A 22819-nucleotide genomic window follows, 5' to 3' on the forward strand; every position below is an offset into this window, starting at 1 on the left:
CTATAGTTCGAATGTATATAACCTTCTGAGAGGAATGAAAGATGAAAGCTGCGGTGGTAAATAAAGATCATTCTATCGACGTGATTGACAAGCAACTTCGGGCGCTGGCGCACGGCGAGGCGCTGCTTAAAATGGAGTGTTGCGGTGTCTGTCACACTGATTTGCACGTTAAAAATGGCGATTTCGGCGATCGTACCGGCGTTATACTGGGGCATGAGGGGATTGGTGTGGTCAAAGAGGTCGGTCCAGGTGTCACCTCTCTGAAGGCGGGCGACCGCGCCAGCGTTGCCTGGTTTTACCAGGGATGTGGGCATTGTGAATATTGCACCAGCGGTAATGAAACCTTATGCCGTGATGTGAAAAACGCCGGATTTACCGTTGACGGTGGGATGGCTGAAGAGTGTATTGTCATGGCGGATTATGCGGTTAAAGTTCCCGATGGTCTTGACTCCGTAGCGGCGAGCAGCGTGACCTGTGCTGGTGTTACCACTTACAAAGCAGTCAAAGTTTCCGGTATCCAGCCCGGCAAATGGATCGCGATTTATGGTTTAGGTGGTCTGGGTAATCTGGCTTTGCAGTACGCCAAAAACGTTTTCAATGCCAAAGTGATCGCCATTGATGTTAATGACGCTCAGTTGCGGTTTGCCCATGAAATGGGAGCCGATCTGCTAATAAATCCTGCTAAAGAAGATGCAGCGAAAGTGATTCAGGAGAAAACGGGCGGCGCGCACGCTTCTGTGGTAACGGCGGTTGCGAAAACAGCATTTAATTCTGCTGTTGACGCAATGCGTGCGGGGGGGCGTGTGGTTGCGGTAGGGTTACCGCCCGAATCCATGAGCCTGAATATTCCACGGCTGGTACTGGATGGTATTCAGGTTGTTGGCTCTCTGGTCGGAACGAGAGAAGATCTGGCGGAAGCCTTTCAATTTGCCGCTGAAGGTAAAGTCGTACCGAAAGTCACCCGACGCCCGATTGAAGACATTAATACGATTTTCGATGAGATGCTGGAAGGAAAAATTAAAGGTCGTATGGTGATTGATTTCGCTATGAAATAACAGGGCAGGTGAGCAGGGTTACCATGCTGTTTGAAAACGGGCGAGCCATCGCCCTTTTTTCTGCTATCAGTTATGCAGTCACCAGCAAAACGACATTTTCAGGCACTCATAAAAAAGCTGGAATGAGCTGGTGCTTCAGGTTCAAGACGATAGTAAAAATTAAGCCATAACAGTGAGGCCAGCCAATCCGTATTGTCTAACATGATCCTATCCTTACAACTTTCATCGACAGAGTAAATGTATCTGCAAAAGTAAAAATCGCCATTTATCCGCCATTTTTCTTAATATTGTTATCCTGTTGCTCCGTTATTGTGTGCAGTCTGAACGATGCTTATCGTATGATAAATATGAGATTATCTTCAATTATGTCTGTTTTTCAGAGGCGGATTTTGCATCCGTTTTTTTACTGGCGATTTTAACGATGGCAATTGCAAAAGCTTCGCACAGTGAGTCTGGTACCGCTGATATGGCGCCAAAGTACAGCAGACAATTTCCCTGTATGGTGCGGAAATTGAGCTTTATCCCCGCCGAATTTGGCACTGACGATAAGGTTATTGAAGTTAATCCGCAGGAAAAAGCCAGCGGGATGAACATTTGTTGATACAGGGCTGAATCTTTGCGAGTAGCCTTGCAACGCGTAATTGATACTGTAAGCCATACCCAATATTGCGCTATTGTACCCGAAGAAGTTGGTGAAGAAACCGCTGTATTATGACGTCAGCTCAGGCAGCTGAAAGATACGATCTGCGCGCATCTTTCCCTGTTAAATAGCTGCGCCTAATACCGCTACACCTGCCGTTTACTGATGGGGGTATGTTGCGTATGGGCAACACATCTCAATCCCGATATAGCACGGTCAGACAAAGAAAACAGCTCTGATGCCTTGCACTGCATGGACAGGCCAAAAGTGGAGCACTATTCCGCGCCGCTATTTAATCAGACCCGGAAAATTGTGGATTCTGCTACTGGTAATGAATTGCTATACTCTGATGTATCCAAAAGAAGTGATGAATGTTTAACCCGAATAGTTTTAAATACTGGAAGGCAAAAGTGTATCCCTGCACAGCATCAATGACGGGTATCAACGTGAATGACCTGGAATGTTATTAACGTTGAGTTAACTTTCTGGCAGCTAAATAGCTTTGCACCAGAGCACCAGGCTTGTTGAAGAGGCTTTACTTACCAGTATAATGCGAAGTGTAAATAGTACGAATTCATTGCCCTGCATAGTCAATCTTTAATGAGTGAGCAGATTTTGACGCAGTAAAAAAGGAAATGATACAGACGGGCATGATAAATAAATGTTAACTCTAATGTTATTTTTACAGAGGGAGGTGTTTTTATAAGAAAATTTATTTTGGGAGTCTTTAATACTAAATATTAACTGCATCTCGAATTATTAGAGTTATGCGCTCTCTTAATATCGGGTGTTTTAGTGTTATTCTTACCTTATGAGTCGTTGAATTAGTTGAAATCTCAATTTTATCAAGCTAACCTACGACTAAAAATGACGATTATTCACTGATAGATATATATCTTTGATGATGATCATTATGAAAAAGGACATTTTCATAATGCCCGGTTTGAAGTTGCCAGGTAAAAGGACTATTTTATGGCTATATTTCATGCATCTAATTCAGTAGATCGAAAAGTTTTAAAAATATCGATAAAAAGTGAGAACTGCTATTATGCTTCAGGGCTCATGTTTTTAATAAAAGAGCTTAATGATGAAATGGATAACGTCTCGCCATGTATCATTGCAGATGATGTTGTAGAGAATAAAAATGATATGGAGAATATTATTGTACGGGACGCAATGATTAGTATTAATCTTAGAAGAAATAAAAGATACTGGAAAAACGATACGAATACTGAATGCCTGACAGCCATCCACATTCCTTTTATTTGTCGGCAGAATGCTGTACCAGAAATTATAGCAAAACTAAAGAAGATACTGATTATAGCCAGCATGGGTTACTCTTCTTTATCCTGCCCTGAATACTATGAAATGATAGGTTTAAAAAAATTTAAACAACTGTCTTTAACAGAATGCAAAATACTACTTTTAGTGGGTAAAGGTTATAATATCGGGTATATATCCCGCGTATTGAATCGTTCAGAAAAAACCATAAGTAACCACTGTCGTAACTCTATTAGAAAATTGGGTATGCTTAATCGAATTGAATTTTACAAATATGCTTCTTTTATCGCACGTTGTAATTACAAAGAACGTGGCATATTATGTTTATAAGGCCAGTGGCATGTCAGTTCATCAATTCAGTACCAGAAAAACTGACATGCTTTTTTTATGAAGGTTATGATGAAATATTCATGGGTGAAATTTCCGGGTCAAAGCTGTTAATTAACTGTACGTAATGTTTTCGTTGGTATTCGGTGAAATTCTTTTCAGCGTTGAGTGTAAAGATAATAACTTTTCTTCGCGTACTATTTATTTCTGGATGATAAGGCAGTGCTACCATGGTTTGCACCTGCTTCATCATCTTGCCGTCCAAATAGAAACTGTTTGCTATCTGCACAACAGGCAGTTTTGCCGGGCCAATTTCACTGGTCAATTGCTTTCCTTCCACTGTGAATGCCGGCATCGTATTAGTCATAAAAGTCATTTGTGCTTCACAAAATTCCTCAAGCGTTTGATCCTCGGCGAGGAAGGCACGATTAATAAGAATAGTGTATTCATTATCTTCTTGATCGAAGAATCTTAATACGTTAACTGTCTGGTCAAATGCGGGCATCTCTGTTAAAAGTGTGCCTTCATAAAGAATGTAATTCAATTTGTTTTTATTCATAGAAATATCTTACTCATTATTGATATGTTGATTTAATGGGATTGGAATCAGATCCACTCGCCTGTTTTTTCTACGACCTTCTTCAGTTTCATTATTTGCTATGGGATCAGTGTCGCCGACGCCTTTTATTTTAAATTTGCTTATCGGCATAGTGGTGTTTTTGAGCAGCCAGTCTCTGACTACAAGTGCTCTTTTTTCCGAGAGATGCATATTAATCTTATGCGTACCGGTATTATCTGAATGTCCAACGATCATAAAATCGACTTCAGGATTATTAATAATTATAGTGACTAATTTTCTTAAGTACTGGTCACTGTCTTTGTCGAATTCCGTACTACCGGAAGAAAACAAGTTCACCGATCCTGCTAAGGAAAAGAGCGAACTCTGATAATCACCAATAAATTTCTCAAGGTCTGCCATTATTTTATCACATTGTGAAAGTCTCAATAACCGCAGAATTTTTTCGGCAACACAGCCATACCGCTCATCGTGATACCTCAATAATGTATTGAACGCGTTTTGCTTATCCTGTATCTGAGAACTTTCGATCTGTACAAACTTTTCAAGATTATTTCTCACCTCAATCAGATGTCTTGCTTGCCAAATGGTTGTTGTTGTTAAAAAAAATGCACTCAGAAGCGCAGTAACCACGATAAAGATCTTTGGCCATTTTCTTCTGTATCGCGGTTTTTCAACTGTGGCGTAAAAGGTTGTTATTTCACGTTGACACAGGACATCGGGGCGCTGTGGAAGACTCATTTTTGAAGCAAGACCTGGATAGATTTTAAATCTGTTTGCTATCCAGTTTGCCCATGCACCATGCTGGGTAAAGCCCTCACTGTAGTCAGAAATCATTACTCCTGTCAGCTTTAGCGGCGTCTTGTTGAAAAGTGATTGTAAGGATCTCATCACATTGGTATTGCGCATCCACAGCTGCATGGCATCGACCATAGCGAAGCGCTGAAGCGCGTAATATCCATACCACTGGCTATGTTGTTCAGGCATCGCGTTTAGTCGGGTAATTTCCTGGTCGATTTCAATTTTCTTTGTTGCATTAATATCAAATGTTCCAAGCCATATCGCCCGTTCGGGATCGTTAACGAATCTCTGCTGGCTTAATTGTGCATATATACCAAATATACACTGAAGCGATTCAGATAACGGGCATGCATTGAAAGCTGCCTGCCAGTCAGCAATAAGCTTGAGCGTTAATTCACTACTTGCCTGACCATCTGGAAGAAAGGGGAAAAATGCCAGGACAGCGATTTCCGAACGAGGAAGTCCAAGTCGCTTCAGCTGATTTTTGATATCATCAGCATCCGGAGCCAGAACCCAACGCATTTTTTCATCTTGATCATGCTCAATTCCACATTGAAGATGAAGAAACCATTTCCGGGCATAAGGGCCTGTGATTAAAATGATGACAGGTCTTTTTTTTGCATCAGGTGAGCAGGTAAAATATGAATCATTATTCACAATGGTGGTCGTGGACATTAGTAAAGGCCATCCAGATATTTTACGCAGAAAACCCATAAAGATATTAAGAGAAAAAATATCATACCAGTTTGCCAAATAAAGGGATCGCTCCAACGTCTTACAGGTAAAGGAGGAATCTGAATAACATCCTTATCTGGTGTATCCTCTTCTCTTTCTGGAATAGTTTTAATTTCTGGTGAATAGTTTAAAAGGAGTGAAGTAATTTTCTCATTTTCTCCCAGAGAGTTTTTGACCAGCAGAAGCAAACGGCAAGCATAATTGAAAATTTCCCCTTTACTCTTTGATAGAATATTTTCGATTCTCTCATCTAATGAGATAACCTTGTTATCATAACCATAGAAGTGATAAACTAATGAATTTCTTTCCCATGAAATATCATTGACCTTAAGTTTCAGGGAAATGTGCTCATCAAGATACCTGCATATAATATGACATAATTCATCACTCAATTGCTCACATTGTCCCTCTGAAATCAGCTCTTTGCTGAATTGATCAATCAGGCTAATCAATTTGAGCTGGAACTCTGAAAGAGAGGGGATAACGCCATTAAAAGATAGCAGTGTGTCTATAAATACCACGCGGTTGAAATATATATCGCTTTTCACCACGCTATCTCCATGATTTCTCCCCATCCCTGATCGGAAAGATACGGGCTGATTCTGACGACGCTGGGTTTCAATTCAGGTGATGTAATAAAATTTAATTTAATTTTTATCTCTTCCTTGTTTTTTTCATTCAATGCTTTTTTTATTTCTTCTTTTTGTAAAACTTTTCTTTCGAGAAGGTTATTGCTATTACAGTAAACACCAATATGCAGTTTTGAAATTTTTTCAAAAACATCGCTGATTTTGTCCTTGGGTACAGTGATCAGTTTTTTATTCGCGTTGATGAGATCTTTTCGCCAGTCTTCTTTATCATCGTCAAAATAAGAGCAGCGCTCTTTACTCACGACTTCTGGCCTCACACAACAACGCCTGAAGTCTACTCCCGCGATTTTTTCGTACTCTCCTAATGAGCGTTTTTCACCAAGAGAATAGAGGGCATTACTGTCAGATTCAGCTTCATCATTTTTTAGTAATATCTTGATCTTTTCTTTTGACTTACGGTCCCTGTCCCACCATACTTTATCAACTGAACCGACTTTTTTAGCATCATCACTGTGATCGGACCAGATCTTAGGATGGTCGTCTCTGCCATAAAAATGCCAGAGCAAAATTTCATGCGGATGCCATATATCATAGCCATGTGTGAATGCACGAGCAGCCATCGATATTTCTTCACCCTCGAAAAATATTTGAGGATCGTTCGGGACATCAATAACAAAAGAACCCTCGGAAAAAATAAAACCTCCAGCCAGATAACTTCCCCTAATCGGTGTACTGGATTCAAAACCAACAGAAGAGAGTTGTAATATACCTTCGCTGGAAAAATTACGATAAACCAGTCGACTGGTAAAAGTCTCTTTTGCACTTTCCTTACCTGGCTGGTAGCCCGGAGGATACGTTGACAGTACAGGGCTTTCACATTTTTCTTTTAGCTGTGTGTGTAGGGTAACCATTTTTTCATCCCAGTCCTTAATAAAGCGGCAGTGGGAGTCAATTTGTAGAAAATAGTCTTCTCCTTGATAAAGCTGCTCGCAATTTTTTCTGGCCCAGCACGCCCCTTCACTTAGAAAGTAGTGAATACTTAATACTGATATTTGCGTGTTCAGATAATCTAAAATGTACAAGTTATGGTTTTCATGTTTATTTTCCTCGACCAGAGTCATCCCGTTGTCCAGGAAATGATTGATATCATTATTATCCTGCCAGCAAATAACTATATTGATAGTATATAATCCTGAAGACATCGCTATCATGTCATGCAGCGTCGGGATAAGTTCAGCATCGCGATAGCTTGCGATGCTTACGAAAATACTCTGCTTCAAATCCATATGACGCATATCATCCTTAGATAATGAGAGATTAATTTAGCTGCAATAAAATCTCTGCGCTTGCGGTAAACTTGCCATGCTGTGGTCTTGTTTTACCTGAGCCAGTATTGACGAGTTTTGCTATCCAGTTAAACTGCGCAGCAACTCCGCTGGCAACCGTGTCGGATTTTTCAAGTGTAGTGCCATTTAAGATCATCAGGCTGCCGCTACTGTTATATATTTCAATACCCAACTGATTGTCACTGTTACCGCTTGCATCTGTGACCCGAATATATTTACTGTCAGTGGAGCTTGTCGATGATGAAATAGAGGCCTGTGCTGAATAGGTACCGTAATCTGTTTTGCAGGTAAGTCCAAAATCAAGCGGTTTTTCAACACCACCGCTCTTAAGCATTGCGTGTGTTACCGTCGAAAAATCAATGGTTTTACTTGAATCGAGCGTGCAGGCTGGCGTGCTGATAATCTTAATTTGATTAATATTTAGTGTTACCGGACGGGTTGCCTCACTCATTATCCACTCATAGGCAAGCGGGCCAGCATTAAGTACAACATTGTCGGAGGAATCGGATAGTGATAACGTATCCGATGTTTTGAAAAATTGCAGGCGGTAATAACTCCCTGTCGACCAGTCCCAGGTTCCTATTGGTTCATTATTTTCAAAAGCAACGGTGGATTCATTTGGATAATAGGCAAATCCTTTGGCAGTAGCAGAACGATAATGTACTTTTACACCAATACCCTCAACATTCGTTTTGTATAGTCTGGTTGCCACGGTTTCGCTTAAACCCACTAAACTTCGCCCTATGGGCGTGCCAGCCGGACACTCATCGTATCCGATATTTGACAACGTTGATGTTGTAAAGACACCGTTAGCAATAGGGTTTGTAGTATCGGCAACGGCATCTGCACTAATTGTAATCGTCTCGGCAGGTAGCGTGAGCGTTGTAAAGGCTCCCCTGGCGAGGGTGCATTGTGCCGCCGCATTTGAAGCGAGCAGCGCACTTGATAATAAAAATATAACCTTCCGTAGCATATTTATTACTCCTTATCTGGATTCATTTTTTCTATCATCTCTGCAGGTAATATTTTCAGTAATTCTGAAAAACTTTTACCTACGGTTGATTCTGCAAATGCTAATAATGGAATGACTGGACTGCTTGGTTCCATTTTTGTGAACCATGTCCTTATTTCACGGAGTTTTGATAGTGCATCGGAACGGGTTTCGATTCCTTTAGAGGCTGCGGCACGGGACGGCGGAGTGACTGGCTTTTCCAAAGGGGGAGTTGTGTCATCTATTGATTCAGCCGCTAAAAAGACAGATTCTGAGGGTGCTTTTTCGGCTGGCACAGGTTCAGCCTGTGCCAGCGGCTGTGAAGACACGTTACTAAATAAATCCAGCAATGGCCCGATGTGGGAAAACTCGGGGGCATCATGGCCCAATGAATCAACCAGCAACGCTTTAATTTCTTTAAGACATAATCCCGCGGCACTCAGCGAATAAATTGTCTTATTTTCCTGCTCATCCCATTCAAGCAGCAGTGCTGAAATAACTGATTCAGGCAATGCCCCCTCTTCGCGTGGGGAAGCATGTGCTTTTTCAAAATCTTTGACAGCGATCTGTAAACCGGCTGCTTTAGGCAATGTCTGGTTACGGATATCGCTCAACAAACCGTTAACATCTTCTAATTCAGAAAATGCATTGGCCCTGAGAAGTGGATCGAATTCGCCTTCATCGAGAAGTTGTGGATGAAGATCCTCTGGAAACGTCACCAGCAAATAACGTAATGCTTCAAGTCCTTCATGAATTGCAGCCAGGCCGGTTTGGCGAAGACGACAGCGAATCAACGCGATAAACAGGCGAATATCTTTGCTTTTTTGCAGCATGGACAAACATTCGCGCTCAATTTCTGCCCAGTTAATCGGTTCAGCGGCCTCGACAAAGTTGCCATACTCGACACCCAGGCGTGGCTGTAACTTTGATTGCAACATAATGAAGCTGGCATCGTAGTCCAGATTCTCACCACAGGGATTCTCGTCACCCATTTTTTCACACAGGTGCTGATAATAATTACTTAACTGCTTTATGTTTACTTCAGCCACGGTTCCATCCTTTTAATAAAAGCTGGCTGTTAAAAAGTCATCCCTGCCAGTTTGTTAAATCATTGTCTGGATCAATTTTATTGATGTAGCTCAGGTTCAAAACTCATCCCGTAAACAGGAACATCGGTTTCAGCCCTTTCAAGCCAGGTGGCATACCCGAGTTGATGTGCGCCTCCCAATGTGGCACGAGGCACTTCGCTGGCGGCCAGCATCAGTTGTGTATCCCAGGCGTATTCATAACCGATAAAGTTTCTCACCCATTCGCGCAGGACGGGGAGATCCTGTCCCCATGGGCTAAAGCGCATGTACTGTTGAAGCGTTAAGGGGCCAAGAACAAGTTTAAATTTATGCTGCCGATCTTTTACTGTGTCACCGAGAATTGCGCCGTCTCCCAGCAACAGAGCACCATAATTATTCTCTCCAAGAATGGAGCGATCTTGTGGGGAAAGTAAAATCCACTGGCTGGCATATTCTTCCATCTCGGCGGGCACTTCAAAATAATATTGTAGCGCACCAAGAAGCCCATCCGGATTTCGCGCTTCACGCACCAAATGCGCAGAAGAAGCAAGACGAGCATGTGCTGGCAGAATATTGCTATCTAACTCCTGCGGGTCCATACCCGCCAGGCTGGCGACGTAGAAGGAAAATCGTTCATCATCAGTACGATCGAGCGATGCAGTATCCTGTGCCACATACCATGCACGGTAAAACAGTGAGAGCGCACGGTGGTGGAAAATATCGATAAAATCCACCATCGTTCGATCATGCAGTTCTGTGCGTGAATAAATCTGTTCCGAGAGATGCAGTGGCATAGCCCCTTGAGGTCCCCAAATTCCCAGACCAAATAGCTGTAGCCTGGTTTTATCCTCATCGGTATCAACACGCGCTATTTCACGGGGGGAAAAGATCATCGTTGCCGCCTGCCCAAGACGATATTTTTCCTGTGAAGGCAAGGTTGCTAAACCTGGCAGTGGCGAGCCGTGATTTTTTGCAGCAATAGCCCGCATCAGGCTGATAAATCCAGCATCCCACGGACGTTCTTTATTAAACCAGGCGTCCAGTGTAGGGGGCGTTTTTGTTATGGTGACCGGTTTATGAGGCATCACAATGCCCCTCTTTTACCCGGACGCCCTTGCCAGCTGGCGACCAGCCCCCTTTGCATCGAGTGAAGTTGAGTCTCAGTAAATACATTGATTGCCGCGTGACGGGATAAATAATTTTCCATAATCAGCCCAAATAAGTAGGGACTCATACCTGAGAAGCCCTCTTCATCTACCGTTAAAGTACACCGCACGCCGCGGCCATAAACCAGTAATCCATCACCTGGCAGCCTGCGCGTTACAGGTTCACTCTTGCAGCCAATCAGGCTGTTGACCTGGCTGATTGATTCATTATCAGAGCTGTTAAGAAACAAACGCAGCATGTTTCGCAGGGATTCTCCGCCCAAACTGTGTTCCATATCGGAGAGTGGCAAATAGTTGAAACTCAGTTGGCGGATAAGGCGCCAGGCCGACTCGCCAATGGCAAAAGGTGCGCGTGGTGCGCTGGGCTTACATATAAAAGTGGCTCCTGAAATGGGGACTGCGTCGCTCATCGAAAGGTCATAGCTACTGTTTCTGGAAATCAAACGCGGAAGGTCTCTGTTGGTTACCATTGCCTCAACCGTCAAGTACCGGATGTGATCGGAATAGGGCGCTTCCTGCTGATCAACAAGGGAGACAAAGACCTCAGTACCCAGATAAGGCGTTCGCGTGTCATATTTTCTCTTGGTGACTTCTTTTGTTCTTGCTTCTCGCTGAATAGAAAAGTACCGACCAAAATTGCCATAATCACAATGTCGCGTCTGATACAGTGGGTTGAAGACAATCTCATCACTTCTTTCTGCCTGCTGCCCCAGTACCTTATTAACCGAAAATATTTCGAAATCCATTGGCCTGCTACGATCTGGAACGACATGAAAAGAATTCAATGCCCTGTTAATTTCAATTCTGTCTACGACTTTAGAAAAGAGATTAATGACCGGAGTGCAAAAGAGGAGAAATCTCGAAGGGTCGACGTGACCGATCAGATGCTGTGGCAGGCGATCCAGCAAAATGATCAACTCTGCCTCATTGGAATGATTGTTTCTGAATCCCTGTTCCAATTGGGTCAAGGTAAAGAAATAAAAACGTTGGCGGCAGGCGAAATATTCATGAATCAGGTTGTGACCGTGAAACATGTTCCATGCCATCGGAAGTAATGTTTGATCGGGTTTTAGCCCTTCGAAAGCAAGTGGTTTTTGGTTAACGATGACATCCTGCTCTTTTGTCCCGCCGGAGCGGATGATCATTGCCACATTACTGGTATGAACCAGTTCAAAGATATGAGAAACGACGACCTCGTCACCGTCAATGTAGAGCGGTAATTCTTGCAGCCCTTGCAACTGTGAAAACGTTTGATCGTTCTGAAGCTGCAATTTGATACGTAATGCCCCCTTAAGTTTCGAATTCGATATACGGTATCTCTCCAGGTTCGGCAGGTCAGGAGGAATTGAGGTCAGGCGAGCTTCCGTTATTTTAATGGGCCAAAGTGTAACTTCCTGACTATTGCGAAATTCACAGCGTGAATTCTCTCCGGGCAAGATTTTTGTATAAAATGCGCTATTTTTAGGAACCCGATAACCGCGTGTCAGGTCGCCTTCTTTCAGATTCGGCGTTAACTGGACAACACCCATTGACGGTGTTGGCGAATTATAGTTTGGATAGACAATATCCAGGAGGCGCTGAGTGAAATTGGGAAACTCAGCATCCAGTTTAATCTGTGTTCTTGCGGATAAAAAACAAAAAGCTTCGATTAAACGCTCAACATAGGGATCTGCAACTTCAATGCCTTGCATACCCAGGCGGGCAGCGATTTTAGGATGTTTAATCGCAAACTCGTGTGACATTTCCTTCATAAAAATGAGTTCACGATTATAGTAATCTAAAAATTTATAATCCAAAGGAATACCCTATTAATTTAATATATTACTAATCTGCTTTCGGTTATTTTGGGATTTTTTAAGCTATTGCTGTGGGCCTGATAACAACAGGGTAATACCCATTATTCGTAAACGTCAGGAGACTTGGAAGGCAGGAATAGATCGGAAGGTAATGACCTTACCAGAACGTTCAATCCTTGAAAGCATCCTGATATACGTAGGTGTAGAACTATCTCACAGAAATTAATACTTAAGAGATAAGAAAAATACAATTTTCACACAAGCCCTTAGTTGATTATTGCACTTCTCTTTTCTATGCCTCGACTTTATATCATATTCATTTCGACGACTCAATCGGAAGATTATTGTATTACTTCTGTTTTTCGGGGACTGTCGTTCTATTTATGTAACTAACTCATTAATAATAATGAATTTATTTCCATTTATAATTAAATTAAGAATTTAACCCGGTCATTAATCCTAAAAATTAATAAAAGACGATTCTGTGATTTGTGTTTGTGTAGTCTTCGCGGCATAATAGTAGACGGTAAATTGATAAGTAAAAAGTAAAAAGTAAAACGGACTATCTACACAAAAGCCCAAAGGAATTGGACTATTAGTTATGACTATTACCCGGCAAAATTTATTTGGAAAACTGGACGTAACATTGTTCAGAAGTATTGAAAGTGCAACAACAATTTGTAAGTTGCGTGGTAATCCTTACGTAGAGCTGGTTCATTGGCTCAATCAACTCTGGCAACAGGATGAAAGTGATTTTCGCATTATCATGCGTCATTTCGACGTCGATATTGAACTTCTTGAACGAGGATTCGCGCAGGCATTAACGCGTCTACCTTCTGGCGCAAGTAGTATTTCTGATTTCTCCTACCACATTGAACTGGCGATTGAACGAGCCTGGATATATGCCAGTCTTGAATGCTATGAAGGCCGTATTCGCAGCGGACATTTGCTGATTGCGATGTTGACAACAATGGAGTTGCGTCGCGCTTTATTTGATATTTCTTCTGCTTTTGAACGCATTTCACTTGAGCATTTAACGAATGATTTTAGTTATATCACTCAGGCTTCTGTCGAAGTCAGTGAAGTTGCAAATGATGGCAGCACGCCAGGAGAGGGGGCGATACCAGGTGAAGCCAGCAATGCGTTAGGAGCACAAAAGACGGGTGCGGGCCTGGCGCAATACACAACGGATCTTACCGCGTTGGCTCGTGAGGGTAAGATCGATCCTGTTCTGGGTCGTGATCACGAAATTAACACGATGATCGATATACTGCTGCGTCGTCGCCAGAACAACCCCCTGCTAACAGGTGAGGCGGGCGTAGGGAAAACCGCTGTGGTTGAAGGACTGGCTCAATCGATTGTCGCAGGGAAAGTTCCCCCAGTGCTTTCAAAAGTGCGTCTTTTAACACTTGACGTCGTCGCGCTTTCTGCTGGTGCCAGTATGAAAGGTGAGTTTGAAGCAAGGCTGAAATCGGTGCTTGAAGAAGCGGTGGCATCACCACAACCCGTCATCTTATTTATTGATGAGGTTCACACATTGGTGGGGGCAGGGGGAGCGGCGGGAACCGGAGATGCAGCTAACTTGCTCAAGCCTGCCCTGGCAAGGGGGCAGCTGCGTACCATTGGAGCAACAACGTGGGGAGAATTTAAGCGTCATATTGAAAAAGATCCTGCGCTGACTCGCCGCTTTCAGGTATTACAAATCAATGAACCTGATGAAAAAATGTCAATTTCAATGCTTCGTGGCCTGATACCCATGCTTGAGAAGCATCACGGTGTCTGGATTACGGATGAAGCTATACAGGCTGCCGTTCGCTTATCGCACCGCTATATACCTGCCCGCCAGTTACCTGATAAAGCGATAAGCCTGCTGGATACGGCTTGCGCCAGAGTCGCGGTTGCCCAGCATGCTCCTCCTGGTGAATTACAGATCCTTAAGTTTCAGGCAGAAACTGCGCAAACGGAGCTGTCCTTGGTTGAGAAAGCGCTGCATTTTGGTAAAGGCGAAAATGATCGTTCTAAATCACTGCAGGAACATATAGCGCTACAAACAGAAAAAGCTGCGCTACTTGATAAACGCTGGCAGCAGGAAAAAGAGATTGTTTCTTCGATTATTGCCGTCAGGCAGGAGCTGGAGATTTTGATTGCACAGGATGCACCTGATCGTGATGCTATCTCTGAGTTACAGAGCAAACTTTCTTTATTAGAGGCCAGTTTGTTGGATATCCGCCAGGAAAAGCCAATGGTCATGGCTGAAGTCAACGCTGATGTTATCGCCAGTATTGTGGCTGACTGGACGGGTATTCCTGTCGGCCAGATGATGAAAGACGACATTCGCGCGGTGCTTGAATTACCCCAAAGGCTGACAGAACGAGTTATTGGCCAAGAATTTGCGCTTAATCAGGTGAGTGAAAGTATTCAGACTGCTCGTGCGGGACTGGCCGATCCGAAAAAGCCAATTGGTGTCTTTATGTTAGTTGGCCCGTCGGGCGTAGGTAAAACTGAAACGGCATTAGCTATAGCCGAGCAACTTTATGGTGGGGAGCAAAACCTTATCACCATCAATATGAGTGAATACCAGGAAGCTCACACGGTTTCTTCCTTGAAGGGCTCGCCACCGGGTTATGTCGGTTATGGCGAAGGGGGGGTGTTGACAGAGGCTGTTCGCCGCAAACCCTACAGCGTCATATTACTTGATGAAATTGAAAAGGCGCACCCCGATGTTCATGAGCTATTTTTCCAGGTGTTTGATAAAGGAAGCATGGAGGATGGTGAAGGACGACAGATTGATTTTAAAAACACCATCTTGCTGCTGACCAGCAATGCTGGCAGTGAAATGATGAGCAGTCTGTTTGCAGATCCAGATACTGCTCCGGATGCAGCAAGTCTGAAAAAAATGCTACAGCCCGAATTGCTCAAAGTTTTTCCGGCGGCATTTTTGGGCAGATTGGGTGTAGTGCCATACGTTCCATTACACCCGGAATCATTACAGCACATTGTCCGACTTCATCTTGACAGGCTGGGTGCTCGTCTGCTGGAGCAGCATGATGCTCATTTAAGTTACAAAGATAAATTAGTTCATTTTATTGTTGAACAATGTCCGGTGGCAGAAACCGGTGCGAGGATGTTAATCCGTTTTATCGAGCAAAATATTGTTCCTGAAATGGGGCGTCATATCTTGAGCAGTGAAATTCCAATAGCGGGACAAACAGTTGAAGTAGATGTAGACAAAGAGAACAGGATCAATATTGTGTTCAATAAAAGGAGGTTAAAAAAAAGCAATAAAAATTGATGAGTAGCAATGGAAATAGCAGACGCTAAACGTTAGCTAGATGCAACTAATTTATTTTATAAACAGGAAATTTTATGCGTAATTTTAATGTAGCTGTATGTGTACTGACATTAGGAATGGCGGTTTCTGCGCAGGCAGTAACTCAGGGAACTGTGGAATTTGATGGTAAGCTGATCACTGAGACCTGCTCAATCGATACAGATAGCCAGGCTATTATTGTAAATCTGCCAACCCTGTCCACACAGACACTGTCTGATGCGGGTGCCGTTGGTGGTTCAAGATCTTTCGATATCAAGGTAAGTGATTGCCCAACTGGCGAAGGCGCGGCTATTACTAAAGTTGCCGCTCACTTCGAAGCAATTGGCGGAACAGGTGTTAATTCAGTAACCGGTAACCTGACCAATGCTTATACAGGTACTGAACCCAAAGCAACTAACGTTGAAGTTCGCTTGTTTGATGCTGATGGCGCGACTCAGCTTGCTCTGGGAAATACTGGTACTGCTTTTAGCATCGATTCGAAGGCGGGTACTGCTACTATGCGCTACTACGGTGCTTATTATGCAACTGGCGCCACTACCCCGGGTAAAGTTTATGCCAAAGCGCAGTATACACTGGCCTACCCATAGTTGATGTTGTAATGCGTTAATAAGAAAAGTAGCCAAATCTCAGGATACGATACGGCAGGTTACTTTTTTGTAAGTATACAAGGGTCAGGGATGATGCAAAACATCAGACATGACCCTTCACGAAATCAAATCAAGAAACGGTGTATTATTGGAAATCTTATGCTGGTTAAAATAGCTTACTCAGTATTCCTGATGCTATGTCTCGTTGCTCAAGGTAATGCAGCGATGACAATTAGCGGGACTCGTATTATTTTTCCGGGTAGTGAAAAAGAGGTTAATGTCCGGACAAATAACAGAGGAAGTAATCCCGCTCTGGTTCAGGTCTGGGTGGATGATGGGAATGCCAATGGTGATGTAAATACCATGAAAATTCCTTTTATGACTACGCCTCCAGTTTATCGGGTTGAGCCAGGAAAAGGCCAAAGCGTTCGGCTTATTTATAACGGTATGGCGCTACCTCAGGATCGTGAATCTTTATTTTGGTTTAATCTTCTGGAAGTCCCTCCGGTCGTCAAAGGAATGGATAATGTTGATCGACTTGAGCTCGCCTTCAGGACCAGAATTAAGATATTTTACCGTCCGAAGTCGTTGTCCGGCTCCGGTACAAACGAAGTGGATAAATTGAAATGGGAAATATTAAGTAATAATAAAGGGGTAAGAGTCACTAACCCAACGCCTTATTATCTGTCTTTTGACAGTGTCAGTGCAGAAATAGGTGGCAAGTCTGTCGTATTAACACCCGATATGATAAAGCCATTTGGCAGCAGTGATTTTCTTCTGGAAAATAAAGGCATTATTTCGGGTTTAACCAGCGTAAAATTCAAGCTGATCAATGACTATGGTTCTACTTATAATGGCCAGCTTAATCTGGCAGGAGGAAAAGAATTGGTTTTGCAAAAAAAGTAAACCAGGATAAATAAGGCCATAGTTGCAGTGCAATAAGTTGGACAGGGGAGCATATGCTCAGTCCGTTGACGAGTGGCGATAGTTAACTGGAAAAGGAGTTCACCAAGTGTATCAACCAGAAATGAATTTATGCCATAAACATAAAGGCACATCTTTGTGCGCTTTTTCGTCCAGAAAAATTATAACGACAATCGGAATTGTTTGCGTTGTAGTTGCCCCTGTTTGCCGGGCTGAAACACTTGTATCCTCCACAGAAAATGTAATTACTGAGTCAGCAGCTATCGAATTTAACCCGTCATTTATGCACGGGGCTGCCGTCGATGTTTCCCGTTTTGACAGGGGAAACTTTGTCTCTCCCGGAGATTACCCTGTCACTGTCATTGTTAATAACCAGAATCGTGGAAAACGCACCGTTCATTTTACCTCTCCTGATAACAGATCAAGTGCACATGCCTGCTTCACCTATGCAGAGCTTGAACAGCTCGGCATTAAGTTAACTAATGCCCCCCCTTCAAAGGGGCAAACTGAACAGGATACTGTCAGGAATGGCGGCATGCAGTGCCAGAGGTTAGAAAATATCATCGTGGAGAGTAGTGTGCATTACGATGGTGGGGATTTCCTGCTGTCGATTATTGTACCGCAGATTAATCTGGTTCAATTCCCTCGAGGCTACATTGACCCAAATGTGTGGGAATCAGGTGTAACGGCGGGGTTCATTGACTATAATACGAACTTGTACAGTATCAAGTCAGGCACGGGCAATTATGGCGGGGACAGTACCGTCTATACCAATAATATTGGATTATTGGCTGGGTTTAATGTTGTCGGATGGCGTTTGAGAAAACGGTTTAATACAAACTGGTCGAATCGATACGGCATGCATACACAAAGTTTACTTGGGTATGCACAGACCGATATTACGCCGTTAAAAAGCCAGCTGACGATTGGTGACAATAATACCCGGGGTGAAATATTTGACAGCTACACGCTACGTGGTGTTCAGCTTCAGTCAGATGAACGAATGCTTCCTGAAGGTGTTCGAAACTATGTCCCTGTTTTACGCGGAATTGCTGAAACTAATGCCAGAGTAACGGTAACACAACGCGGGAACGTTATTTATGAAACGACATTACCCCCCGGGCCATTTGAGCTGACTGATATTGGGGCGATGGGCTACGGTGGCGATCTCGTCATGACCATCACTGAAGCTGACGGAAGACAGCGTATTCAAAGTATCCCTTACTCCGCGCCACCGATGCTGTTGCACGAGGGCGTATCAAATTTTGGCCTGTCAGTTGGTCAAATAAGAGATAATGTGCTGCGCAAAAATCCTGCCGTGATGCAAGGTGTTTATCAGTATGGTTTGACGAGTATGTATACCCTCTATGGCGGTATGCAATTATCGGAGCGTTATCATGCCGTCGTTTTAGGAAACTCGATCAATACACCTGTTGGCGGTATATATCTCGACAGTACTTATGCACGTAGTGAACTTCGTGAAGATAAGGCAGAAGGAAATAGTTTCAGAATCGGTTACAGTAAATATCTGGAACCTACTAACACAGATTTCACCTTAGCGGCCTATCGCTATTCTACCAAAGGTTTTTATACGTTCAGAGAAGCGACTGTGGATCGCTACGGTTCCCGAACAAATCTGAGCGAAATTGATTACCGCACTCGTGAAAAGCTGACGCTGACAATGGGGCAACGGCTCTGGAATAATTCATATATTCACGCATCAGGCAGCATCTACAACTACTGGGATGAAAGGTCAAACGCTAAACAGTATTCACTCAGTTACAATAAATCTGAGCGTTATTTTTCCTGGTCTTTGTCCGCATCTCGTTCATACACCAGCACAGGTAAAAATATCAACAGCTATAATATTTCATTCAGCGTGCCGCTGGGGCAGCGTAATGTTAATACTAAACCGGCTTTCAGCTCTGTCTATTCAACCTATACTCACGATAGCGCAAATAACTCAATGCTTCAGATGAATGCAAATGGAAGCCAGGGCGAAAGGAACGAGTTTAATTACGGTATTGGGACGTCTTTTGGTCGTTACAGTTCAGGCTCGAATCAACAGGGTGTAAGTGGAAATGCCAGTTATCGGTCGTCCTATGGGCAAATAGGTATGACCGCTTCGCTGAATAGTGAATCAACCAGACAGCTATCGCTTTCTGCAAACGGTAGCCTGGTTGCTCATCAGGGTGGTGCGACGTTGGGGCCGCAGTTGGGAGATCCTCCTTTTGCCATTGTTAATGTGCCGGGTGGAGAAAAAGCAAAATTATTTAATGGCTATGGTTCCAGAATTGACAGTAATGGCTATGCCATCATGCCTTCACTCACACCCTATCGGCATAATTCTATTGTAATAGATGCTAAGGGATTACCTGATACGGTCGACATTCTGGAAAATGAGAGCGTTATTGTCCCACGGGCGGGTTCTGTTGCACTGGTCAAAATGAAAACGATTATCGGTATACCTGCAATCCTGACGGTCAAAGACAATAAAGGAATAGTTATGCCAATTGGTACTGAGTTGGTAGATAAGAATGGTGAGAACCCAATAGTCATTGGTCAGGGCGGGCAGGCATTCGTTCGTGGTTGGGATGCAACGAACAGTTCATTATATGTATCTGGTGATTCATCTACTATTTGTAGAGTCACGACGGGAAGCAAAGCGCCTGCTGTTGATAGCCTGAATAATATGGAAAAATTGGAGGTCACATGCAATCGGTAAATAAATTTCTGCAACTGACAGTTCCAATGTTTTTAATTTCATGCCTGCTGATTTCACTTTCACTCAAAGCAGCTACAGATTGTAGCAGTAACAGTAACGATAGGTGTAGTATTGGTGTGCTTTTTCAGGGTTTTTATAACGATGAAACTTGTATTGTAAGTATTAATAGTGGAACTTATTCAGAGACAGTTTTTCTACCGACAATTAGTACCTCGTCATTGCAAAAAGGCGGTGCTGAAGCAGGAAGTAAAAACTTTAATATTACATTGCAGGAGTGTCCATCTGATCGCACTGTGTCTGTAACGTTTGTCAGTAATTTAAGCGCTGCTGATTCAACGACGGGTAACCTGACCAACACTACGGGTGAAGGCTACAGCAAAAATGTTCAGGTCAGAATTCGCAAAGAAGATGGGGCGCAAATTTTAATTGATGATAGTAGCAGTGGACAGGATTACATTATACCTTCTGCTGGTAGCGATGTTACACATCAATACACAGCCAGCTACTACGCCAATGGTGATAATGCTGTCTCAGCAGGAGTGTTAAAATCGTTTGCCGGAGTTGAGCTTGTTTACAAATAAGGGGGAGGCATTTGCTGTCTGTTAATTAGGGCGGCATGCGAGAAATAAATTAGATTTTTTTTGTGTTCTATTACCATCTGGTAATAGAAATTTAATCCTCAAAATGCACAGTGAAAGGGATATCATGGCTGCTGGTAAAAGTAGTTCTCAAAAATTTATAGCAAGAAATCGGGCACCTCGTGTTCAGATAGAATACGATGTGGAAATTTATGGAAGTGAAAAGAAAATTGAACTTCCTTTTGTAATGGGAGTATTAGCGGATTTATCTGGTAAAGCTCTGGAACCATTACCCCCCGTTGCTGACCGAAAGTTCCTGAGCATCGATATTGATAATTTCGATGAGCGAATGAAGGCAATGAAGCCTCGTGTGGCTTTCGCGGTAGCCAATACGCTGACAGGTGAAGGGCAGCTGATGGTCGATATGACGTTTGAAAGCATCAATGATTTTTCGCCAGACGAAATTGCTAAAAAAGTTGATTCGCTTTCGCAGCTCCTGGAAGCCCGCACACAGCTCGCTAATTTGCAGACGTACATGGATGGAAAAGCGGGTGCCGAAAGTCTGGTGATGAAAGTTCTGAATGATAAGGCGCTGCTCAAAACGCTGGCTGCAGAACCTAAGCCAAAAAATTCAACCAGTAATGTCCCACGGAAAGATTGAGTCAGAAGAAGGGAATCATGTCTATTAATGTAGAAAGTAATAAGCAGACTGTGGCCGCAACTACGACGTACAGTGATTTTAATTCTTTATTAAATAAAGAGTTTAAGCCTAAATCAGATCAGGCCAAGACTGCTGTAGAAAATGCAGTAAAAACATTAGCAGAGCAGGCGCTGGCTAATTCTGTTACTGTTGCCGAAGATGCGTATAAAAATATCGCAAGGTTTATCGCTGAAATCGATCGGAAACTATCAGAACAGATTAATTTGATTTTACATCACCCTGAGTTTCAGGCGCTAGAGAGTGCATGGCGCGGCCTGCATTATCTGGTAAATAATACTGAAACAGATGAAAAGCTTAAATTGCGCTTTATGGACATCTCTAAGGATGACCTGAGACGTAACATGAAACGCTACAAAGGTATCGCCTGGGATCAAAGTCCTTTGTTTAAGCAAATATACGAAGAAGAATATGGCCAGCTTGGCGGTGAACCCTATGGTTGTCTGGTAGCTGATTACTTTTTTGACCATACAGCGCCGGACGTGGATTTATTGTCGTCAATCGGAAAAGTTGCCGCATCGGCACACGTTCCTTTCATCACTGGTGCCTCACCTTCTGTGCTGCAAATGGATTCGTGGCAGGAGCTGGCTAATCCACGTGATCTGACTAAGATTTTCACTCAAAATCTGGAATATGCTGCCTGGAATTCCTTGCGTCAGTCAGAGGACTCTCGTTACATTGGTCTGGCAATGCCACGTTTTCTGGCCCGTTTGCCCTATGGTATTCGCACTAATCCTGTTGAACATTTTAACTTTGAAGAAACCACCGATGGTGCCGACCATAGCAAATATGTCTGGTCAAATGCAGCCTATGCGATGGCGGTGAACATTAATCGTTCATTTAAACATTACGGCTGGTGCACCTTGATTCGTGGCGTGGAAAGCGGCGGTGTGGTTGAAGGATTACCTTGCCATACTTTCCCGACGGATGACGGTGGCATCGATATGAAATGTCCGACAGAAATTGCTATTTCTGATCGTCGTGAAGCTGAATTGGCAAAGAATGGTTTTATTCCACTGATTCATCGTAAAAATACTGATTATGCAGCATTTATCGGTGCACAGTCTCTCCAAAAACCAGCCGAATATCACGATCCGGATGCAACAGCCAATGCAAATCTGTCAGCTCGCCTGCCCTATATGTTTGCCTGTTCTCGTTTTGCGCATTATCTGAAATGTATCGTGCGTGACAAGATTGGTACGTTTAAAGAGCGTGATGAAATGCAGCGCTGGTTAAACAACTGGGTAATGAATTATGTAGATGGTGACCCCGCTAACTCTTCTTTCGAAACAAAAGCACGCCGTCCTTTAGCCGCTGCTGAAGTAGTCGTTGAGGAAGTAGAAGGAAATCCGGGCTACTATCAGGCGAAATTCTTCCTGCGCCCACACTTCCAGTTGGAAGGGTTGACCGTGTCATTACGTATGGTTGCCAAGCTACCCTCATTAAAAGGCGTAGCGTAATTTAACATTCAGATTTAATTATCTGAGCAGGTTGGCTGCTCAATAAAAATTAACAGAGTATTTTCCTTCGCAATATGCGAGGCTCTCTGTTTTATCGGTCGTTACGCAATATGTAACGTTTTAT

18 protein-coding genes are annotated in these 22819 nt (G+C 43.2%); 9 read left to right on the forward strand and 9 right to left on the reverse strand.

Annotated elements, in window-relative coordinates:
- Positions 1-41 precede the first annotated feature (41 nt).
- The gene (gene adhP / locus LU633_RS01100; RefSeq protein ID WP_016191471.1) at positions 42-1055 is read left to right on the forward strand and encodes an alcohol dehydrogenase AdhP; all 1014 of its coding nucleotides are present in this window, start codon (positions 42-44) and stop codon (positions 1053-1055) included.
- A gap of 363 nt (positions 1056-1418) precedes the next feature.
- Here the strand turns inward: adhP and LU633_RS01105 are convergent, their stop codons facing one another.
- Positions 1419-1649 (reverse strand): hypothetical protein, encoded by a 231-nt coding sequence (locus LU633_RS01105; RefSeq protein ID WP_233481972.1) that lies wholly within the window; start codon positions 1647-1649, stop codon positions 1419-1421.
- A gap of 1018 nt (positions 1650-2667) precedes the next feature.
- Between LU633_RS01105 and LU633_RS01110 the strand changes: the two genes are divergently transcribed.
- The gene (locus tag LU633_RS01110; RefSeq protein ID WP_016191469.1) at positions 2668-3306 is read left to right on the forward strand and encodes a helix-turn-helix transcriptional regulator; all 639 of its coding nucleotides are present in this window, start codon (positions 2668-2670) and stop codon (positions 3304-3306) included.
- 64 nt (positions 3307-3370) lie between these two features.
- Here the strand turns inward: LU633_RS01110 and LU633_RS01115 are convergent, their stop codons facing one another.
- The 8 genes from LU633_RS01115 to tssF form a co-directional block, all read right to left on the reverse strand.
- On the reverse strand, positions 3371-3862 hold the full coding sequence (locus LU633_RS01115) for a DcrB-related protein (protein ID WP_016191468.1): 492 nt from the start codon (positions 3860-3862) through the stop codon (positions 3371-3373).
- Between the two features lie 9 nt (positions 3863-3871).
- Positions 3872-5356, reverse strand: coding sequence for an OmpA family protein (locus LU633_RS01120; protein ID WP_016191467.1), 1485 nt, complete (start codon positions 5354-5356; stop codon positions 3872-3874).
- A complete protein-coding gene (locus LU633_RS01125; RefSeq protein ID WP_040465603.1) occupies positions 5356-5967 on the reverse strand; it encodes a DotU family type IV/VI secretion system protein in 612 nt (203 codons plus the stop codon). The genes LU633_RS01120 and LU633_RS01125 overlap by 1 nt, the downstream gene beginning before the upstream one ends.
- On the reverse strand, positions 5961-7301 hold the full coding sequence (locus LU633_RS01130) for a GlcNAc-transferase family protein (protein WP_152664227.1): 1341 nt from the start codon (positions 7299-7301) through the stop codon (positions 5961-5963). The genes LU633_RS01125 and LU633_RS01130 overlap by 7 nt, the downstream gene beginning before the upstream one ends.
- Positions 7302-7323: 22 nt before the next feature.
- On the reverse strand, positions 7324-8325 hold the full coding sequence (locus LU633_RS01135) for a fimbrial protein (protein ID WP_040465602.1): 1002 nt from the start codon (positions 8323-8325) through the stop codon (positions 7324-7326).
- Between the two features lie 5 nt (positions 8326-8330).
- Positions 8331-9392 carry a type VI secretion system protein TssA gene (locus LU633_RS01140; RefSeq protein WP_016191463.1) on the reverse strand — a complete coding sequence of 354 codons (1062 nt, stop codon included), beginning with the start codon at positions 9390-9392 and terminating at the stop codon, positions 8331-8333.
- Between the two features lie 77 nt (positions 9393-9469).
- Entirely contained in the window at positions 9470-10498 is a 1029-nt protein-coding gene (gene tssG / locus LU633_RS01145; protein WP_040465601.1) for a type VI secretion system baseplate subunit TssG, read from the reverse strand.
- The gene (tssF, locus tag LU633_RS01150) at positions 10495-12372 is read right to left on the reverse strand and encodes a type VI secretion system baseplate subunit TssF (RefSeq protein WP_016191461.1); all 1878 of its coding nucleotides are present in this window, start codon (positions 12370-12372) and stop codon (positions 10495-10497) included. The genes tssG and tssF overlap by 4 nt, the downstream gene beginning before the upstream one ends.
- A 601-nt stretch (positions 12373-12973) precedes the next feature.
- Here tssF and tssH point away from each other — a divergent pair.
- From tssH to tssC, 7 genes are all read left to right on the forward strand, one after another.
- Positions 12974-15664 carry a type VI secretion system ATPase TssH gene (gene tssH / locus LU633_RS01155; protein WP_016191460.1) on the forward strand — a complete coding sequence of 897 codons (2691 nt, stop codon included), beginning with the start codon at positions 12974-12976 and terminating at the stop codon, positions 15662-15664.
- Positions 15665-15738: 74 nt separating this feature from the next.
- Positions 15739-16290: a fimbrial protein gene (locus tag LU633_RS01160; protein ID WP_016191459.1), complete on the forward strand. Its 552-nt coding sequence runs from the start codon at positions 15739-15741 to the stop codon at positions 16288-16290.
- Positions 16291-16449: 159 nt separating this feature from the next.
- Positions 16450-17196, forward strand: coding sequence for a fimbrial biogenesis chaperone (locus LU633_RS01165; protein WP_040465639.1), 747 nt, complete (start codon positions 16450-16452; stop codon positions 17194-17196).
- Between the two features lie 106 nt (positions 17197-17302).
- Entirely contained in the window at positions 17303-19939 is a 2637-nt protein-coding gene (locus LU633_RS01170; RefSeq protein WP_152664228.1) for a fimbria/pilus outer membrane usher protein, read from the forward strand.
- Positions 19927-20520 (forward strand): fimbrial protein, encoded by a 594-nt coding sequence (locus LU633_RS01175; protein WP_016191456.1) that lies wholly within the window; start codon positions 19927-19929, stop codon positions 20518-20520. Before LU633_RS01170 ends, LU633_RS01175 begins: the two co-directional genes overlap by 13 nt.
- Before the next feature lie 124 nt (positions 20521-20644).
- Positions 20645-21178: a type VI secretion system contractile sheath small subunit gene (tssB, locus tag LU633_RS01180; RefSeq protein ID WP_040465600.1), complete on the forward strand. Its 534-nt coding sequence runs from the start codon at positions 20645-20647 to the stop codon at positions 21176-21178.
- A 17-nt stretch (positions 21179-21195) separates the two neighbouring features.
- Positions 21196-22695, forward strand: coding sequence for a type VI secretion system contractile sheath large subunit (gene tssC / locus LU633_RS01185; RefSeq protein WP_016191454.1), 1500 nt, complete (start codon positions 21196-21198; stop codon positions 22693-22695).
- The last annotated feature ends 124 nt before the right edge of the window (positions 22696-22819 follow it).

It is taken from the genome of Erwinia tracheiphila, from assembly GCF_021365465.1.
Classification (GTDB): domain Bacteria; phylum Pseudomonadota; class Gammaproteobacteria; order Enterobacterales; family Enterobacteriaceae; genus Erwinia; species Erwinia tracheiphila.

What these genes read in the sequence shown, in the direction of transcription:
- LU633_RS01135 (WP_040465602.1), bottom strand. Translation starts at nt 8,325, where the DNA reads ATGCTACGGAAGGTTATATTTTTATTATCAAGTGCGCTGCTCGCTTCA.
- LU633_RS01160 (WP_016191459.1), top strand. Translation starts at nt 15,739, where the DNA reads ATGCGTAATTTTAATGTAGCTGTATGTGTACTGACATTAGGAATGGCG.
- LU633_RS01110 (WP_016191469.1), top strand. Translation starts at nt 2,668, where the DNA reads ATGGCTATATTTCATGCATCTAATTCAGTAGATCGAAAAGTTTTAAAA.
- tssB (WP_040465600.1), top strand. Translation starts at nt 20,645, where the DNA reads ATGGCTGCTGGTAAAAGTAGTTCTCAAAAATTTATAGCAAGAAATCGG.
- LU633_RS01175 (WP_016191456.1), top strand. Translation starts at nt 19,927, where the DNA reads ATGCAATCGGTAAATAAATTTCTGCAACTGACAGTTCCAATGTTTTTA.
- tssC (WP_016191454.1), top strand. Translation starts at nt 21,196, where the DNA reads ATGTCTATTAATGTAGAAAGTAATAAGCAGACTGTGGCCGCAACTACG.
- LU633_RS01120 (WP_016191467.1), bottom strand. Translation starts at nt 5,356, where the DNA reads ATGTCCACGACCACCATTGTGAATAATGATTCATATTTTACCTGCTCA.
- adhP (WP_016191471.1), top strand. Translation starts at nt 42, where the DNA reads ATGAAAGCTGCGGTGGTAAATAAAGATCATTCTATCGACGTGATTGAC.
- LU633_RS01115 (WP_016191468.1), bottom strand. Translation starts at nt 3,862, where the DNA reads ATGAATAAAAACAAATTGAATTACATTCTTTATGAAGGCACACTTTTA.
- LU633_RS01105 (WP_233481972.1), bottom strand. Translation starts at nt 1,649, where the DNA reads ATGTTCATCCCGCTGGCTTTTTCCTGCGGATTAACTTCAATAACCTTA.
- LU633_RS01165 (WP_040465639.1), top strand. Translation starts at nt 16,450, where the DNA reads ATGCTGGTTAAAATAGCTTACTCAGTATTCCTGATGCTATGTCTCGTT.
- tssH (WP_016191460.1), top strand. Translation starts at nt 12,974, where the DNA reads ATGACTATTACCCGGCAAAATTTATTTGGAAAACTGGACGTAACATTG.
- LU633_RS01130 (WP_152664227.1), bottom strand. Translation starts at nt 7,301, where the DNA reads ATGCGTCATATGGATTTGAAGCAGAGTATTTTCGTAAGCATCGCAAGC.